Genomic DNA, 16533 nt, shown 5'->3' with positions numbered 1-16533 from the left:
CGGACGCACTACCCGTTCCAGGCGGGGTGACGCGGGTCGTCGGCACGGACCAGGATGTCCGCGGCACCGGAGGGGTCGGTCTCGTGTTCGTAGCGTTCGAAGGCGGGCAGCGTCCACCGCTCGGCCTCGGCGGTACGGCGGCGCAGTGCGCCGGGGGTGAGGAGAAGGTGGACGCTCAGGTCGAGGGGGAACCAGTGGCGCAGCAGGAAGGGACCGTGCAGCAGCAGGATCCCACCGGGCGGGAGGTGGACGTAGGGACTGCGGGTGGCGCGGTCGGTGACCGGGTCCCAGAGGTCGGGCAGGACCCGCCCGTCGCCGCCTGGTTCGAGGGGGCCGAAGACCTCACGCCACAGAGCGCGGGTGTCGTACCAGCCGTCGTAGTACGAGTCGGCGTCCCGGCGGCCGTGTTCGAGCCGCAGGGAGGCGGGGCGCAGGAAGCCGTCCGTGCCGACGACCAGAGAGGGCCGCCCGAGAGGGCGGAGCGCCTCGGCGACCCGCTCGGCGAGGTCACCGGGGCGGGCCGCGGGAGCACCGTCGATGGCGACGCGGCACCAGGGACCTCCGTCGGCCGGTTTCAGGTCGAGCAGACGCTCGGCGAGCAGGCCGCCGAGCCGGTCCCAGGTGATCGCTTCCCATCCCACAGCACCCATGATGCGACAGGCCGGCGAGGCAGAAGACACGGGCACACGGGCTGGGCAGGGGTGGGCAGGACAGGACAGCCTCCCGGGTATGGCTCGGGTGGCGAAGACGAGGCAACGGGATGCCGGGGGGACGGATGACATTCGTAGAAGAGCGGGGGCGGACATCATGATCGAGGGGCCGTACTTCGCGCTGACGGTGCTGGGAGTACTGGGGACGGGACTGGTGGCCGGCGTCTTCTTCGGCTTCTCGGCCTTCGTCATGCGGGGACTGGCCGCGCTGCCGACGGCGCGGGGCGTGGCGGCGATGCAGGCGATCAACGTGGCCGCGGTGACGCCGCCGTTCATGGTCCTGTTCGTCGGGTCGGCGCTGCTGTGCGCGGTGCTCGCCGTGGTGACCTTCGTGCTCTGGCCGGACGAGGGCACCGTGGAGCTGCTCCTGGGCAGCGGACTGCACCTGATCGGCTCGTTCGGGCTCACCATGGCCGCCAACGTGCCCCGCAACGACGCGCTGGCCCGGTTGGAGCCGGAGAGCGCGGAGGCGACAGCGTACTGGCCCAGGTACGTACGCGAGTGGACGGCGTGGAACCACGTCCGTGCGGCGGCGTCGGCCGGAGCGGCGGTGTCATACATATCGGCCCTCACCTGAGCGACACCCGGCGCCCGGCGCCGCTGCCGCCCTGCGGACGCCCGGGGATCACGTGCCGTCCGGCCGCCCTGCGGGGGTCGTCGGCCGGACGTATCGTGGCAGGGAGAGTGCGGCGCCCGCGCACGGCCTGACCCCGCTCACGCAAGGAAGACGGCCATGGCCGACCCCAAGGGATTCATCACCACGCCCCGCCAGGAGTGGCCCCGCAGGCCGGTGGAAGAACGGGTACGCGACTGGGACGAGGTGTATGTCCCGGGAGCCCTTCTGCCGATCATCAGCAAGCAGGCCGGCCGTTGCATGGACTGCGGCATCCCCTTCTGCCACCATGCCTGTCCGCTGGGCAACCTGATCCCCGAGTGGAACGACCTGGTCTCCCGGGAGGACTGGCGGGCTGCCAGTGAGCGGCTGCACGCCACCAACAACTTCCCGGAGTTCACGGGCCGGTTGTGCCCGGCGCCCTGTGAGGCGGGGTGTGTGCTGGCGATCAATCAGCCGGCCGTCACGATCAAGAACGTCGAATGCGCCATCGCCGACCGGGCATGGGAGGAGGGCCTTACGCCGCCGTGCCCGCCGGACCGGTTGTCGGGCAGGACGGTGGCGGTGATCGGGTCGGGGCCCACAGGGCTCGCGGCGGCACAGCAGCTGACCCGGGCGGGGCACACGGTCGCCGTGTACGAGCGGGACGACCGGATCGGGGGGCTGATGCGGTACGGCATCCCCGAGTTCAAGATGGAGAAGCGGCATCTGGAGCGGCGGATCGAGCAGATGCGGGCGGAGGGGACGAGGTTCCGTACGTCCACGGCGGTCGGGCGGGACGTCGCCGCGGAGGAGTTGCGGGCGAGGTACGACGCCGTGGTGGTCGCCACGGGGGCGACGGCGTGGCGGGAACTGGAAGTGCCGGGGCGGGAGTTGGCCGGAGTTCATCAGGCGATGGAGTATCTGCCGCTGGCCAACCGGGTGTGCGAGGGGGATCTCGGGGTCTCTCCGCTGTCCGCCGCCGGGAAGCACGTCGTCATCGTCGGCGGGGGTGACACGGGGGCGGACTGTCTGGGCACAGCGGTACGGGACGGTGCCGCGTCCGTGACCCAGTTGGACATCTACGCGCAGCCGGGTGCGGAACGCGACGAGGAGGCGGAGCCGTGGCCGACGTACCCGCGGCTGTACCGGCTGTCGGCGGCGCACGAGGAGGCGGGGGACCTGCGTTCCGCGCCGGTGGCGGACTCGGACGCACGGCTGTTCGCGGCGTCCACGCTGCGGCTCACCGGGGACGCGGGCGGGCATGTGCGGGAGTTGCATCTGACCGGGGTGGACGCCGGGCGCCGCCCGCTGCCCGGCGCCGAGCGGACGCTCCCGGCGGATCTGGTGCTGCTCGCCCTCGGCTTCTCCGGGCCGGACCGTGCGGACGGGCTGGTCGGCCAGTTGGGACTGGAGTTGGATGCGCGTGGCACGCTCGCGCGGGGCGCGGCGTTCGAGACGAACGTCCCCGGGGTGTTCGCCGCGGGGGACGCCGCGCGCGGGCAGTCGCTCATCGTGTGGGCGATCGCGGAGGGGCGGGCGGTGGCGGCTGCGGTCGACCGCCACCTGACCGGCCGGCCCTCACCCCTGCCGGCACCGATCGGTCCGTACGACCGACCGATGACGGCCTGAGCGGCAGTCGTCGCGCCCGGCTCCGCACCCGGCTCCGCGCCCGGCCGCCGACCCGACGGGGCAGGGACGGGGAGCAGCCCGCGCCCGCGGACGGAGCGCAACCCGGTGGCCCGGACAGGGAGACGACCCTGTCCCTCGGACAGAGAGACGACCCAGCCTCCCGGGCAGGGGGCAGCCTGACCGCAGGACGGGAGCAACCCGGGCCTCCCCCGACAGCGTGCAGCCCGGGCCCCGGGTCAAGGCTTGCGTGCCACCGCCCCGTACCCGGGAATCACACCGTCCTCCTGACCGGGTACCGGCTCGCCCAGTTCGGGGTGCCACAGGTGGGGGACCTGGACGCCCGGTTCGACGAGGTCGAGGCCGTCGAAGAGGCGGGTGAACTCCTCGCGGGAGCGCAGGGCCAGGGTGACCCCCGCGGCCTTGAGCTTCTCGGTGGCCGCCCGCGACTCCTCGGGGGTGAAGTCGGAGGTCGCGTGGGTCACCACCAGGTAGCTGCCGGAGGGCAGCGCCGCCAGCAGGCGGCGGACCAGGTCGTGGGCGCCGTCCTCGTCGGAGACGAAGTGCAGCAGCGCGATGAGCGACAGCGCGACGGGACGGTCGAGGTCCAGTACCTTGCGGGCGCCGTCCAGGATGGCGTCCGGGTCGCGGACGTCGGCCTGGAGGTACTCGGTCGCCCCTTCGGGGGTGCCGCGCAGCAGGGCCGCCGCGTGCGCCAGCACGATGGGGTCGTTGTCGCAGTAGACGACGCGGGCGTCGGGCGTGGTCTCCTGGGCGACCTGGTGGAGGTTGGGCTCGGTCGGTATGCCGGTGCCGATGTCCAGGAACTGCCGTACACCCTGGCGCGACAGCCAGCGGGTGGCCCGGTGCATGAACGCGCGGTTGACGCGCGCCATCACCGGGACCCGCGGGTCGAGGGTGAGCATCTGACGGCCCATCTCCTCGTCGACGGGGTAGTTGTCCTTGCCGCCGAGATACCAGTCGTACATGCGTGCGGGGTGAGGTCTGCTCGTGTCGATCTCGACGGGCGGCTGTCCGGTCATGACGGACTCCAGAGGGCTGAGCCGGGTGGGCGGTGAGTGATCAAGGCCAGCGATCAAAGTCGGGGATCAAGGTCGGTGATCAGGATCGGTGATCAGGGTCAGCGATCAAGTGGAACGGGAGGCTTAGAGGCAAGCGGTGCGCAAAGGTTCAGGAGAGCAGGTTCAGGAGAGCAGGAAGTCCGCCTCTCCGGCCTTCGCTCCCTCGATGAAGGCCGTCATCTCGTCGGACGTGTAGATCAGCGCGGGTCCGTCGGGGTCGGTGGACTGGCGAACGGCGATCCGGCCGTCGGCGAGCTTCATCGCCTCCAGGCAGTTGCCGCCGTTGCCGCCGCTCCACGGCTTGTGCCAGCCCTCGCTGCCCAGCTCGCGCGCGGGCATGCCGTTGTAGATGCGCTGGCCGCGTATCCGTGGCCTGGGCTGGGACGTGATGCGATCCATTACAGCTCCTTGCGGAGATCCCGGAGGATCTCTTTTGTGCGATGTGCCGTAGCGGCCTGCGCCGCCATGCGGTCCATGACCTCGAGGTGGGTCGCCACCTCGGCACGCGCGTCGAGGTAGACGGCGCCGGTCAGGTACTCGCTGTACACCATGTCCGGGAGTTCCGGCACGGCGAATCGGAAGAGCACGAAGGGCCCGTACGTGCCGGGGTGCGGCCCGTTGGCGAACGGGACGACCTGGAGGGTCACGTTGGACAGTTCCGCGGCGTCGAGCAGTCTGTCGACCTGGTCCCGCATCACCTCAGGGCCGCCGACCGGGCGGCGCAGCACGGTCTCGTCCATGACGACCCACAGGCGGGGCGCGTCCTCGCGGGTGAGCAGTTCCTGGCGTCGCATCCGCAGATCGACATGGCGTTCGATGTCGTCGGGGCGGGTCTGGCCGATGGCGCCCGACTGCAGCACCCCGCGCGCGTAGGCCTCGGTCTGGAGCAGTCCGGGAACGAAGTGCGGCTCGTAGGACCGGATGAGGGCCGCGGCGCCCTCCAGGCTGACGTACATCGAGAACCAGCCGGGCAGGATGTCGTGGAAGCGCTGCCACCACCCCGGTTTGTTGGCGTCCTCGGCCAGCAGGACGAAGGCCTCGGCCTCCTCCTCGGAGACGCCGTACGCCTTCAGGAGCATCTGGAGGTACGGGATCTTCAGCGCGACCTCGGCCATCTCCATACGGCGGACCGTGGCGGGGGCGACGCGGAGGATGCGGGCGGCTTCCTCGCGCTTCATCCCGGCGCTTTCCCGCAGGTCCAGCAGCCGTCGGCCGAGGACGACCTGACCAACGGTCGGCGCGGACCGCGGTTCGCTCACCGCTCCACCTCCACGAAGAGTCCCTTTGTCGCGTGTCGAGCCACACGGACCGCACGAGCCGCACGAGCCGTATCGAGCAGTACGAACCGTATCGAGCAGTACTGAAGCCGCCGAGCGTGCCGGGCCGGCCGCGAGCGCGCGCGGACAGCCCGGCGGCGCCCTCCCCGGACCCGTTCCGGAGTCCGGTCAGACCTCGGACCGGATCTGAAGTGGCGCCGCTCGACGTGCTGTTGCGAGCAGTGTGCCACGCCCGTCCAGAACGTCACACAGCACTCTGCAATTTTCAGAGTGACTCTTGCCAAGTGTTCTCGGCGGGGCGATAGTGGCAAGCGTGATTCCGTCCGCGCCTTTAGGAACAGAGGCCGTCTCGGGCCCCCACGGCCCGGGCGCCGCCACGGGAGCCGCCCCCTGCGGGCCGGCTGCCGAGCGCCGGTTCCGCTTCGAGCTGGCCGCCCACCCGGGTTCCCCCGCCCAGGCCAGACGCCTGACGCGCGCCCGGCTGACCGGCTGGTCGGTGTGTGAGGACACCTGCGACACGGCGGCTCTGGTCGTCTCGGAGCTGGTCACCAACGCCATCGTGCACACGGCGAGCAGCCGCATAGTGTGCGAGCTGTCCGACCGCGCCGACCTGGTCCGCATAGCCGTACGGGACGAGGGGTGCGCGCCGGGGCAGCCGCAGCCGTCGTCCCGGCGGCAGCCCGAGGACGAGCACGGCAGAGGACTGCTCCTGGTCGATGCCCTGTGCCACGCCTGGGGCGCGCAGGAGCACGGTCCCGGGCTGCTGGTCTGGGCCGAACTGCCGCACACGGCCGACGTTTCACCGGAACCGTCCGTATCGGCGGAATCTCCGGACCCCGCGGCCGACCCCCGGGAACCCTCCGGAACCCTCGCCCCGGCCGACCCCCGGAAACCCTCCGGAACCCTCGCCCCGGCGGACCCCCGGGAACCGTCCGGAACCCGCACCCCGTCCCGCCCCCGGGACCCCTCCGGCCCCCGGGCCCCCTCCGCATCCCCCGAACCGTCCGGTTCACCCGGACACTCCGTCCCTCCCGAGCCGCACGGCGACCTGGGATGGGGTGCCCGCCCCAAGCCCGGCCCGCCCGGCGCGGGCGGGGCGGGTTCCGGCGACGACGAGGACGGTGGCGACACCACCGACAAGACCCACGGCACACGGCACCACGGAACGCAACGGCACGGAACGGCGCGGAACGCGACAGGACGGCGCGGAACGGCACGGCACGGCACGGGGGGAGAACGGCTGTGAGGGCTGCATCGGGTACTCGGGTACGCGGCCTGGACACACTGGTCCGGCTCCAGCGCCGGCTGAACACGCAACGGACACCGCACCGCCTCCCCGTGCCCGACGGCATGAGCGCCCCGCTGGGCTGTGACGCGGTGGCGGTCCCTCCGATTCTGGGCCAGCGGGTACTGCCCCGGCTGCCCCGCGTGGGGTGCGTCTACGCCGACGAGGCGCACTGGTGGTGGATCGTCCCCTCCGACTCCGACTACGCCATGGAGTGGCCGGCGCCCGCGCAGTACGCCGCCGGCGCGGTCCTGCCCGGCCTGCTCGACGTCCCCGGCCTGCTCTACCGACCGGACGGCGAGGTCCCGTACACCCCGCCCATCCCCCTCTACCTCGCGCTGTGCCGGCTGACGGGCACCACACCGTCCTGGTCCCGCCCGGTCTCCGCCTGACCGAGGGCCCGTAGCGCCGGAGCGCGCGGGCGCACGCGGGAACCGTCGTGCTGCCCGCGCGCTCCGGTGTCCCCCGGTCACGCCCTGTCCCCTCGGGTGCCGCCCCGCCATAGTGGCGTCCGTCCACGATCGCCGATCGGGGGAGGCAGACGGTGCGGAAGAAGCGTGGGGCGGAACCGGCCGGGGTGTCGGAGTCGGAGCGGCTGCTCTTCGGCGGTCCCTTGCGCTACGACACGGGCTGGAGCCAGCACTCCGACGCGTTTCTGGAGCTGGGCTTCCGGTCCATGGTGACCCGCCTGCCGTCCCTGCTGGCCGCCAGTTTCCGGCTCGCCCGGCAGGCCGATCCAGCGGCCGCGCGGACCGTGCTGGCGGCCGAGGCCGGACGGGGCGTGGCGCAGGCGGTGAGCCTGCTGGCGGTCAACAGCGTGCTCAGCCGGCTGATGGCTCAGGGAACGGTCGAGGAGCGGCTGCGCGAAGCCCTGCCCGCGCTGGTCACGGTCGCCGCGATGATGCTGGTGGCGGCGTTGCTGCGGGCGGCCACCACGTACGCCACGGGGCGGCTGGAGCCCAAGGTGGAGCGGGTGGCGACGGAGCAGTACCTGGAGCGGGCGACCGAGGTCGAACTGGCGGCCATCGAGGACCACGCCTTCCACAAACTGCTGGACACCGCCCAGTACGGCGCCGTCTCCGCCCGCCGCATGATCGCGTACAGCGCGCGCGTGATCAACGCGCTGATCTCGCTGGTGGCGGCGGCCGGTGTGCTGACCGTGCTGCACCCGGCGCTGTTGCCGCTGCTGGTGACCATGACCCTGCCGAGCGCCTGGAGCGCGCTGACGGTCGCCCGGCGCCGGTACGAGTCCTTCCAGGCCTGGGTGCAGCACGTGCGCGCGGGCCGGCTGATCGCCGGGCTGCTCATCGAGCCCGAGGCGGCGCCCGAGATCCGGGTGCACGGGGTGGGCGCGTTCCTGCTGCGGCACTACCGGGCGATGTCGGAGACGGCGGAGGCGGAGCAGGCCCGGCTGGCGGGGCTGGCGGCCCGTACCGGCCTGATCGCGGCGGCCTGGACGGGGCTGGCGACGGCGGCGACGTACGCGACGCTCGGCGGGCTGCTGCTGGGCGGCGCGATGGCCCTGTCGGTGGCGGGTACCGCGGTGATCGCGATCCGCACCGGCTCGCAGAGCCTGGAGACCCTGGTGGTGGAGGTGAACGCGCTGCACGAGGAGGCGCTGTTCGTCGGCGACCTGGAGCGGCTGCACGTGGAGGCGGCCAAGCGGGCGATCCCGGAGGGCGGCACGGCGCTGCCCGCCGACCCGCGCGAGATCCGCTTCGAGAACGTCACGTTCCGCTACCCGGGCGACTCCGCGCGCCCCGCCCTGGACGATGTGTCGCTCACTCTCCCGCTGGGCCGGATCATCGCGCTCGTCGGCGAGAACGGTTCCGGCAAGACCACGCTGGTCAAGCTGCTCGCCGGGCTCTACACCCCGGAGCGGGGACGCGTCCTGTGGGACGGGGTGGACGCCGCCGCGGCGGACCGGCGGGAGCTGGCGGAACGGATCGCGATGGTGGCGCAGGACTTCAAACGGTGGCCGTTCACCGCCCGGGTGAACGTCGCCGTGGGCCGCTCCAGCGCCCCGCTGGACGACGAGCGGGTGGCCGACGCGGTCGCCGAGGCCGGCGCCGGGGAGGTGGTCGCGGACCTGCCGCGCGGCCTGGACACCCTGCTCGCCCGGCACTTCACCGGCGGTCACGAGCTGTCCGGCGGACAGTGGCAGCGGCTCGGGATCGCGCGGGCGGCGTACCGGAAGGGCCGCATCCTCGTGGTGGACGAGCCGACCGCGGCGCTGGACGCGCGGGCCGAGCTGGAGGTGTTCGAGAAGATCCGGGCACTGGCCGGCAGCGGCCAGACGGTCGTGCTGATCACGCACCGGCTGGCGTCCGTGCGCCACGCGGATCTGGTGCACGTCCTGGACCAGGGCCGGCTCGTGGAGTCCGGGACGCCCGACGAGCTGCTCGCCACCGGCGGGGTCTACGCCGAGCTGTACTCGCTCCAGGCCGAGCAGTTCACGCGGACGCCGGTGCCCACCCGGAAGCAGTCCCTGAACAAGACCACGGAGAAGTCCCCGCCGAAGACTTCGATGAAGACGTCGGCGCCGGCCTCGACGCCGACCGCGACGCCGGCCTCGACGAAGACCTCGCCGCCGACTGCGCCGAAGACCTCGCCGAAGACCCCGGTGCCCGCGCCCAAGCCGGCCTGATCAGCCGCGCGGACAGCGCACCGCACGGCTCAGGCCGCGGCGCCCCCGGTTGCCTCGCCGCCCCGCACGATCACCAGGAACATGTCGGTCGCGAGGTCCATGACGACCTCGGCGGGCAGACCCTCCTGACGCCGCGCGTTCGCGAACTCCTCGGCCGGCCAGGACCCCCGCGGTCCGCCGGCCGGAAAGCGTTCGAGCACTGTTCGCCCGTTCACCCCGCACCTCCATCTGGCGTTGCACTCGTAGAGTTAAACGCCAACGATGGGGTGAACACCTCGTCGAGTGACGGTATCGAGACGTACCTGACACGCGTTCACCGCAAAGAGTGAGCATCATTACGGCTTTTCGGGCCTCTCGCTCACCGCACGTGTCAGTCTTCGTACTCGTCGTGGTACCGCAGGCGCTCACTGCCCATGGGCGCCCCCAGAGCCGACGCACGCCCCGCGGGTTCCTCCCACTCCTCCTGGCGCCCCAGTGCGGTCAGGTCCAGCAGGCTGGTGGTCGAGCCGAGGCAGTCGAGGCCGCGCTCGTACGTCGAGTAGGTGTGGAAGACGCGGTCGCGGTCCCGCAGGAAGCAGCTCAGCCCCGGACGCTCGGTCAGCTCGCCCTCGTGTTCGAGGGTGACCTCGAAGTCCTCGTTGAAGTCGGTGATGTACGACGAGTACCAGGGCAGCGTCCAGCCCATCCGCGCCTTGAAGGGGAGGATCTTCGGGTACGGCGCCCGGGAGACCGCCGCGAACGAGGTGCCGCGGGCCCGCAGGTGCGCCAGGTGGCCGATCTGGTCCAGGAACGCCGAGCAGCTGCGGCAGCCGGCGTCCCACTCGGGGGCGAACATGAAGTGGTAGACGATGAGCTGCTGCCGCCCTTCGAACAGGTCGAGCAGCGTGGCCTTCCCGTCGCCGCCCTCGAACACGTACTCCTTGCCGATCTCCACCATGGGCAGCCCGCGCCGCTCGGCGTTGAGCGCGTCACGCGCGCGGGTGGCCGCCTTCTCCTTGGCCAGCAGCGCCTCGCGCGCCGCGCGCCATTCGTGGCGGGAGACGATCTCGGGAAGCGACATGGGCTCCTCCTGTGCAACGGTCCGTCAAGTGGTGGACCGGCGGCGGCGGCGGAACTCATCGCGGCGCGCGAAAAAAACTTCCCGCGTTTTCGGCGGCGTCAGGTGTCGTACGTCTGGACGCGCCGGCCGTGGCCCCGTTCGACCAGCTCGGGCAGCCTTCGCTCCAGTTCCCGCACCACGGCCGGGACGTCGAGCGTGAGCAGCTCGCGGTCCCGCATCAGCACCCGCCCGTCGACGATGGTCGTGCGCACGTCACTGGAGCGGGCGCTGTGCACGAGGGTGGCGGCCAGGTCGTGCACCGGCTGGGTGTGCGGTCCGGTGAGGTCGACGAGGACGAGATCGGCCCGCCGGCCCGGCGCGATCCGCCCGACCGTCTCCCCCAGGCCCACGGCGCGGGCGCTCTGGTCCGTGGCGTGGTGGAGGGCCTGGCGCGCGGTCAGCCAGCGCGGGTCGCCCTCGGTCTGCTTCTGGATCAGGGCGGTGAGCGCCATCGACTCCCACACGTCGAGGGAGTTGTTGGAGGCGGCGCCGTCCGTGGCGAGTCCCACGGCCACGCCGACGGCGCGCAGGGCGCGGATCGGCGTGGTGGTGGGCCAGGCGAACTTGAGGTAGCCGCGGGGCGCGGTCGCCACCGCCGTACGGCCGCCCGCGCGTGCCAGGACCGGCAGGTCGCGTTCGAGGATGCCGGTGCCGTGCGCGATCAGCACGTCGGCGTCGAGGACGCCGGTGCGTTCCAGGATCTCGACGGGGGTGGCGCCGTGCCGGGCGAGGCTGGTCTCGGTCTGGTCGCGGTTCTCGGCGGCGTGCAGATGGACGGGCAGGCCGTGTGCGCGGGCCTGCTCGGCGGTGGCGGCGAGGTCGGTGTCGGTGACGGTGTAGGGGGCGTGCGGGGCGAGGGCGGTGGTGATCCGGCCGTCCGCACCACCTCGGCGCCGCAGCGCGAAGTCGAGGGAGCGTTCCCGTCCCTCGGTGCCCTGCGAGGAGAAGTACGCCTGGCCCAGCAGCGCCCGCATCCCGGACTCGGCGACGACGTCGGCGACCGCGTCCATCGCGAAGTAGTGGTCCGCGAAACAGGTCACCCCGGCCCGGATCAGCTCGGCGCAGGCGAGCCGGGCGCCGAGTTCGACGTCGCGTGCGGTGAGGTTGGACTCCACCGGCCAGACGACGTCGTTGAACCACTCCTCGGTGGGCAGGTCCTCGGCCAGGCCGCGCAGGACGGTCATGGGCGCGTGCGTATGGCAGTTGATCAGCCCGGGGAGGGCGACCTGGCCGCGCGCGTCGATGCGTTCGACGGCGGGCAGGGCGGACGCCGCCTCCGCGGTGGTCACGGAGTCGACGGCACCGTCCCGCACGACGATGCCGGCATCCGGCCTGAACGCGAGGTGTTCGGGGCCGTCTCCCTCGTGGACGAGGACGGTGCACCCGGTGATGACGAGATCGGCGGGCCGCACGGGCCGCACGGGCTGTGGCTGCGCGTGATGCGTCATGGGGCCAACGTACGGGGGGACGAGGCCGGTGCACGGCGCGCTCGGGCCGCTGTACGGCGCACGCTGGAGCCGACGTACAGCGGAACGCATCCGGCGCACGGCGCTACCGTGGGAGCGCCGTGCGCCCGGCGCTCCCACGGTAGCGCGTGGGCCTCAGCCGGTGAGCGGCAGCTCGGGCAGGCGCACGCCGACGCGGTCGCGCCGTTCGGTCAGTTCGTCGCGCAGCTCGGCCAGCCGCGCGAGGTGGCGCGGGGTGAGCCGGCCCGTGTCGTCGAGGTGGACGGCGCAGGCGGTGGTGGTGTCGGCGAGCCGTTCCAGGGTGGCGGCGATCTCGTCGGCGCCCCGGGAGTGGCGGGCGAGGGCGGGCAGCTCCGCGGCGGCCAGCGCGATCGCCGCGCGGGCCTCGGCGAGCGCCCGGTACGCCTCCCGGCGCAGCGTCCAGCGCCGGGCCCGGTCGTCGGACCCGCTCAGCACATGGGTGAGGTAGGCGTGCGCGGCGTCACCGGCCGCCGCGAGCCGGGCGCGCACTCCGCCGCCGCGCTGCCCCGGCATCGGCAGATGCCCGACGACCAGCACGATCGCGCAGGCCAGCAGGGTCTCGCCGATGCGCCCGGCGGACGCCTGCGGCTCGCCGCCGACCATGACCAGGGCCAGCACGAGGACGGTGACCACGGCGGTCTGCGCGGCGAAGTGCCGGGTCGCCACGGGGATCAGGGCCCCGGCGAGGGCGACGAGCGCGACGAGCCCGCCGGGCCGGGGCAGGACGGCGGCCGCCGCGGCGAAGACCAGCGCGCCGAGGACCGTGCCGGCGGCCCGGCACAGCACCCGGGACACCAGCGGTCCGAGGTCGGGCTTGACCAGGAAGACGGCGGTGGCGGGCAGCCAGTACCAGTGCCGGTGGAGCCCGTACCACTGGGCGTGGTGCAGCGCCTGGGCGACCGCCACGCCGGCCCCGAAGCAGAGCCCGACGCGCAGCCCGTACTCCCGTCCGCCGGCGCCGAGGACCGTGCGCAGGACGGAGCCGGGTGACCGCCTGCGGGTGTGCAGGTCGTCGCCGCTTCCCCGGTCGAAGGCGACGGCGGCGTGCAGCAGGGCGTCGTCGAGGGCGCGCAGGCCGGGCGCGGAGCGCGTGGGGGCGGGCAGCGGTCCGGTGTGCGCTCCGGCGCGTACGGCCGCCGCGAGCCGCCGGGGTCCCTCACTGGCCCGGCGGGGTACGGCCTCCCCCGCCCAGGCCAACGCGGTGGCGGCCTCGGCGAGCGGCAGCGCGGCGGCGTACTGCGCGTGCAGCCGGCGCTCGGCCGAGGAGGAGGCGTAGCGGCGCAGCCGGGGCCCGGCGAACGCGTCCTGCGCCTGGTCCAGGGCGGCGGTGAGCGCGGCACGGCGGGCGACGGCGTGCTGGGTACCGGCCGCGTCGAGCAGCGCCGCGACGGCGTCGTAGACCCCGGCGACCGCCGCGCGCTCCCCGTCGAAGCGGAAGTCCAGGCGGAAGTCGCGGGGCGTCGCGCCGGTCAGCGGCCCGGGTGTGGGCAGGGCCAGCCGCAGCGCGAGCAGCCAGCCGGCTCCGGCGAGGAACGCCAGGACGCGCTGCCAGCCGGGATCGGGCAGCGGCATCCCGGCCCCGATCGCGGACGTGACCAGCAACTGTGTCGCCGCCCCGGACGCGACCGGCCCGACGGCGCTGAAGCCCCCGGCGACCAGTCCGAGCACGGTCAGTACGAGGGTCAGCGCGACGGCGCCGAGATGGTCACCGGCGTACGTGCCGGCGCACAACCCGGCCGCCCCCGCGAGCGCCGGTACGCCGATCCGCCCGACGGAGACCCGTCGGCTGCCCGGCCGGTCGTTGATCCCGGCCAGCATGGCGGCGACGGCGGCGACCACCCCGAGAGACGCCCGGCCCGCCGCCAGCGCGGCCAGCAGCAGCGGCCCGGCGGCGAGCGCCCCGCGCACGACCGCGCTCCAGGGCACGGGTCCGCGCTGGGCGCGCAGGGCGTGCGCCAGCCAGGGCGGAAGTGCGAGGGCGGGGGTGCGGCGGGTCACGGCACGGCCTCCAGTCGTCTCGTCGAGGGCGGGAGCCTTCGGGCGACGGTGGCCGGGCTGCATCGTTTACGGTCCCCACCGTAAAGCGTCCACGTACGCGAAAGCGAACGGCAACGTTTCCACAAGGTGACGGCTGCCAGGAATGCCGTGCGGGCAGCCGGCGTGCGATGTCCGCGCCGTAGGCCGTGGTACGGCTCAGTGGCGCGCGGCGGCGTCCACGGCGCTCGCCAGCAGGGTGCGCGCCTCGCCGACCGCCCCGGCCAAGGCCCTCGGAGCGGAGGTCAGCCCGGTCAGGAGCGCGTCGGCCCCGCCCAGCCCGGCCCGCTCCACCAGCCCCTTCTCATTGGTGACCCACTCCCCCCGCGCCGCCAGCACCGCGTGTGCCGTCTGGGTCGTGGCGAGGGCGATCGCGCCCGCGACCTGGGTGACGGCGCCCTTGGGGGCGTGGCCGGCCTCGGCGTAGGCGAGGGTGGCCTCGGCCGTGCCCCACCAGCGCTCGGGGGCGGTCCGGCGCAGCGGCTCCGGGTAGGCGGGGCGGGGCAGGTCGCCGCGGAGGGTCCGGTTGACCGCGAGTTCGGCGACGATCAGGTACGTCGGGATGCCGGCCAGGTGGAACATGAGGGGCTCGACGCGGTAGCGGCCGGCCCGTGCCTCGCCCAGTTCGTGCTCGACCACGTCCAGGTCGCGGTAGTGCACGTCGACCCGGCGTCCGTCGATGGTCAGCCACGCGCCGCCGTTGAAGACGCCGCCGCCCCAGGCGCCGATCGCGCTGACCTCGCCCGGCCAGCCGACCGCGCGGAGGTCGGCCGGGTCGAAGGCGCCGCGGTAGTAGACGGCCAGGTCCCAGTCGCTGTCGGGGCGGTGGGTGCCCTGGGCGCGGGAGCCGCCGAGGGCGACCGCGCGGACGGCGGGCAGCGCGGCGAGGCGGTCGGCGGTGGCGTCCAGGAAGTCCTGGTCGGGGGCAGGGGCAGGGACGGGGGCTGGAGCGGGGCGGGCCGGCATGGGCGGGGTCCTTCCGGTCGGGGCGGGTGCGCCGCGCCGACAGCGTAGGGGGGCCGCTCATGCCGTACGACGGGTTTTCCGCCGCCGGCCGCCCGCCGGCCGTCGCCAACCGCCCACCGCCCGCCGCCCATCCGCTGCCGCCACCGCCGCCGCCGCCACCACCGCCACCGCCACCGCCAGCCGACCGTCGCGAGCCACCCGCCCTCCCCCGCTGCCCTCCCCCGCCGTCCTTCGCCCGCCGTCCTTCGCCCGTCAGGCCTGTGCGGTAGGCCGGACGACGACCTCGCTGATGTCGATGCCGTCGGGCTGCTCGATCGCGAACGCGATCGCGGCGGCGACGGCGGACGGCGGGGCGCCGATCTCGTCGCGCATCCGCGTCATCACCGCCGCCGTCTCGGGGCTCGCGCCCTTGCCGACCCCCTCGGTGTCGGTGAGTCCGGGCGAGACGAGGGTGACGCGCAGGTCGGGACCGGATTCCTGGCGCAGCCCCTCGGTCAGTACCTTGACCGCCGTCTTGGTGGCCGCGTAGACGCCCTGCGGGGCCTTCACCACGTAGGCGGAGGTGGAGGCGACGTTGACGAACTGGCCGGAGCGCTGCCGCCGGAAGACGGGCAGGGCGGCCCCGATGCCGTTCAGCAGGCCGGTGATGTGGATGGCGACCATCGCGTCCCAGTCATCCTGGCGCAGTTCGTCGAACGGGGACACCGCCATCGTGCCCGCGTTGGAGACCAGGACATCGAGCCGGCCGAACCGGTCGAGAGCCGTGTCCGTGAGGAGCCTCAGATCCTCCCGGCGCGTCACGTCCATGACGACCCCTACGGCCGTGCCGCCCCGCGCCACGATTCCGTCCACCACCTCCTTCAGCCGGTCCTCCCGGCGGGCGCCGAGCACGAGCCGGGCCCCCTTCTCGGCGAGGTGAGCCGCCGTCACCGCTCCGATGCCACTGCTGGCACCGGTGATCGCCACTACCTTGCCTTCGATTCCCGACATGATCAGTAGTCCTCGCTGGGGAGAGCGCGCGCAGGTCAGGCCATGACCTACAGTGGAAGTGGGGGCGCCGCCACTTCCCTCAGGCTAAGTGGGCACGCCCCCGTTTAGCAAGCGGGGCAGATCACGAGGAGAGGGAGGGCAGTCGCCGATGGCAGAGCCGAGGACACACGACACGGGGCGACCACTGCGCGCCGACGCGCGACGCAACCGGGAGAAGATCCTCACGGCGGCGGTGCGGGTGTTCGCCGAGGAGGGACTGGAGGCGCACCTTGAGCGCATCGCCAAGGCGGCGGGTGTGGGCAGCGCGACCCTCTACCGCAACTTCCCCACCCGGGAGGCCCTGATCGAGGCGGTCTACCGCAACGAGGTGGCCCAGCTCTGCGACGCCGTTCCCGGCCTGCTGGCGGAGCGACCGCCGTACGAGGCCCTGCGCGCGTGGACCCGGCTCTTCCTGGACTACGTCACCGCCAAACTCGGCATGGCCGAGGCCCTGCGCGCCATCGCCGCCTCGGGCGGCAACCCCTACGGGCAGAGCCGGGACATGATCGAGGCGGCCGTCGCCGACCTGATGGAGGCGTGCGTGGCCGCCGGGGCGATCCGCACCGACATCAGCCCGGCCGATCTGAGCGCCGCCCTGGCGGCCATCGCCGTCTCCTCGGCCCCGCCCGCCGGGCGGGAGCAGGCCGAACGCCTCCTCGACCTGGTCCTGGACGGACTGGCCGCCCGGCCGTGAGG

At 73.6% G+C, this 16533-nt stretch carries 16 protein-coding genes; 6 read left to right on the top strand and 10 right to left on the bottom strand.

Features of this window, described 5'->3' with window-relative positions; translation table 11 throughout:
- Positions 1 to 8: 8 nt before the first annotated feature.
- Entirely contained in the window at positions 9 to 641 is a 633-nt protein-coding gene (locus ACZ3IG_RS05110; protein WP_467429073.1) for a nucleoside/nucleotide kinase family protein, read from the bottom strand.
- Between the two features lie 166 nt (positions 642 to 807).
- On the opposite strand from ACZ3IG_RS05110, the gene ACZ3IG_RS05105 reads away from it, so the two are divergent.
- Both ACZ3IG_RS05105 and ACZ3IG_RS05100 read left to right on the top strand, forming a co-directional pair.
- On the top strand, positions 808 to 1287 hold the full coding sequence (locus tag ACZ3IG_RS05105) for an anthrone oxygenase family protein (RefSeq protein ID WP_467429071.1): 480 nt from the start codon (positions 808 to 810) through the stop codon (positions 1285 to 1287).
- 156 nt (positions 1288 to 1443) lie between these two features.
- Entirely contained in the window at positions 1444 to 2934 is a 1491-nt protein-coding gene (locus ACZ3IG_RS05100; protein ID WP_467429069.1) for a glutamate synthase subunit beta, read from the top strand.
- 236 nt (positions 2935 to 3170) lie between these two features.
- On the opposite strand, the gene ACZ3IG_RS05095 is transcribed toward ACZ3IG_RS05100, so the two are convergent.
- The 3 genes from ACZ3IG_RS05095 to ACZ3IG_RS05085 form a co-directional block, all read right to left on the bottom strand.
- Positions 3171 to 3974: an SAM-dependent methyltransferase gene (locus ACZ3IG_RS05095; protein WP_467429067.1), complete on the bottom strand. Its 804-nt coding sequence runs from the start codon at positions 3972 to 3974 to the stop codon at positions 3171 to 3173.
- Between the two features lie 162 nt (positions 3975 to 4136).
- Entirely contained in the window at positions 4137 to 4412 is a 276-nt protein-coding gene (locus ACZ3IG_RS05090; protein ID WP_403536281.1) for a DUF397 domain-containing protein, read from the bottom strand.
- Positions 4412 to 5272, bottom strand: a complete 861-nt coding sequence (locus tag ACZ3IG_RS05085; RefSeq protein ID WP_467429064.1) for a helix-turn-helix domain-containing protein — start codon at positions 5270 to 5272, stop codon at positions 4412 to 4414. The genes ACZ3IG_RS05090 and ACZ3IG_RS05085 overlap by 1 nt, the downstream gene beginning before the upstream one ends.
- Positions 5273 to 5603: 331 nt before the next feature.
- Here ACZ3IG_RS05085 and ACZ3IG_RS05080 point away from each other — a divergent pair, with 331 nt between their 5' ends.
- The 3 genes from ACZ3IG_RS05080 to ACZ3IG_RS05070 all read left to right on the top strand — a co-directional run bounded on the left by ACZ3IG_RS05080 (position 5604) and on the right by ACZ3IG_RS05070 (position 9222).
- Positions 5604 to 6536, top strand: a complete 933-nt coding sequence (locus ACZ3IG_RS05080) for an ATP-binding protein (RefSeq protein ID WP_467429062.1) — start codon at positions 5604 to 5606, stop codon at positions 6534 to 6536.
- On the top strand, positions 6533 to 6967 hold the full coding sequence (locus ACZ3IG_RS05075) for a hypothetical protein (protein WP_467429060.1): 435 nt from the start codon (positions 6533 to 6535) through the stop codon (positions 6965 to 6967). Before ACZ3IG_RS05080 ends, ACZ3IG_RS05075 begins: the two co-directional genes overlap by 4 nt.
- Positions 6968 to 7119: 152 nt before the next feature.
- Positions 7120 to 9222: an ABC transporter ATP-binding protein gene (locus tag ACZ3IG_RS05070; protein WP_467429059.1), complete on the top strand. Its 2103-nt coding sequence runs from the start codon at positions 7120 to 7122 to the stop codon at positions 9220 to 9222.
- 29 nt (positions 9223 to 9251) lie between these two features.
- Here ACZ3IG_RS05070 and ACZ3IG_RS05065 read toward each other — a convergent pair whose 3' ends face one another.
- The 6 genes from ACZ3IG_RS05065 to ACZ3IG_RS05040 all read right to left on the bottom strand — a co-directional run bounded on the left by ACZ3IG_RS05065 (position 9252) and on the right by ACZ3IG_RS05040 (position 15798).
- Complete coding sequence (locus ACZ3IG_RS05065) at positions 9252 to 9437, bottom strand: hypothetical protein (RefSeq protein WP_467429057.1); 186 nt, start codon at positions 9435 to 9437, stop codon at positions 9252 to 9254.
- A gap of 155 nt (positions 9438 to 9592) precedes the next feature.
- The gene (locus ACZ3IG_RS05060; RefSeq protein ID WP_467429056.1) at positions 9593 to 10282 is read right to left on the bottom strand and encodes a DUF899 domain-containing protein; all 690 of its coding nucleotides are present in this window, start codon (positions 10280 to 10282) and stop codon (positions 9593 to 9595) included.
- A gap of 98 nt (positions 10283 to 10380) precedes the next feature.
- On the bottom strand, positions 10381 to 11769 hold the full coding sequence (locus ACZ3IG_RS05055; RefSeq protein WP_467429055.1) for an amidohydrolase: 1389 nt from the start codon (positions 11767 to 11769) through the stop codon (positions 10381 to 10383).
- A gap of 153 nt (positions 11770 to 11922) precedes the next feature.
- Positions 11923 to 13806 (bottom strand): FUSC family protein, encoded by a 1884-nt coding sequence (locus tag ACZ3IG_RS05050; RefSeq protein WP_467429052.1) that lies wholly within the window; start codon positions 13804 to 13806, stop codon positions 11923 to 11925.
- A 195-nt stretch (positions 13807 to 14001) separates the two neighbouring features.
- On the bottom strand, positions 14002 to 14808 hold the full coding sequence (locus ACZ3IG_RS05045) for a nucleotidyltransferase domain-containing protein (RefSeq protein WP_467429050.1): 807 nt from the start codon (positions 14806 to 14808) through the stop codon (positions 14002 to 14004).
- Between the two features lie 252 nt (positions 14809 to 15060).
- Positions 15061 to 15798 (bottom strand): SDR family oxidoreductase, encoded by a 738-nt coding sequence (locus tag ACZ3IG_RS05040; protein ID WP_467429048.1) that lies wholly within the window; start codon positions 15796 to 15798, stop codon positions 15061 to 15063.
- A gap of 148 nt (positions 15799 to 15946) precedes the next feature.
- On the opposite strand from ACZ3IG_RS05040, the gene ACZ3IG_RS05035 reads away from it, so the two are divergent.
- Positions 15947 to 16531 carry a TetR/AcrR family transcriptional regulator gene (locus ACZ3IG_RS05035; protein WP_467429047.1) on the top strand — a complete coding sequence of 195 codons (585 nt, stop codon included), beginning with the start codon at positions 15947 to 15949 and terminating at the stop codon, positions 16529 to 16531.
- The last annotated feature ends 2 nt before the right edge of the window (positions 16532 to 16533 follow it).

The organism is Streptomyces sp. NPDC016677, from assembly GCF_055562815.1.
Note: the sequence above shows the minus strand (reverse complement) of the source record. Positions and strands in the feature narration are given on the sequence as shown.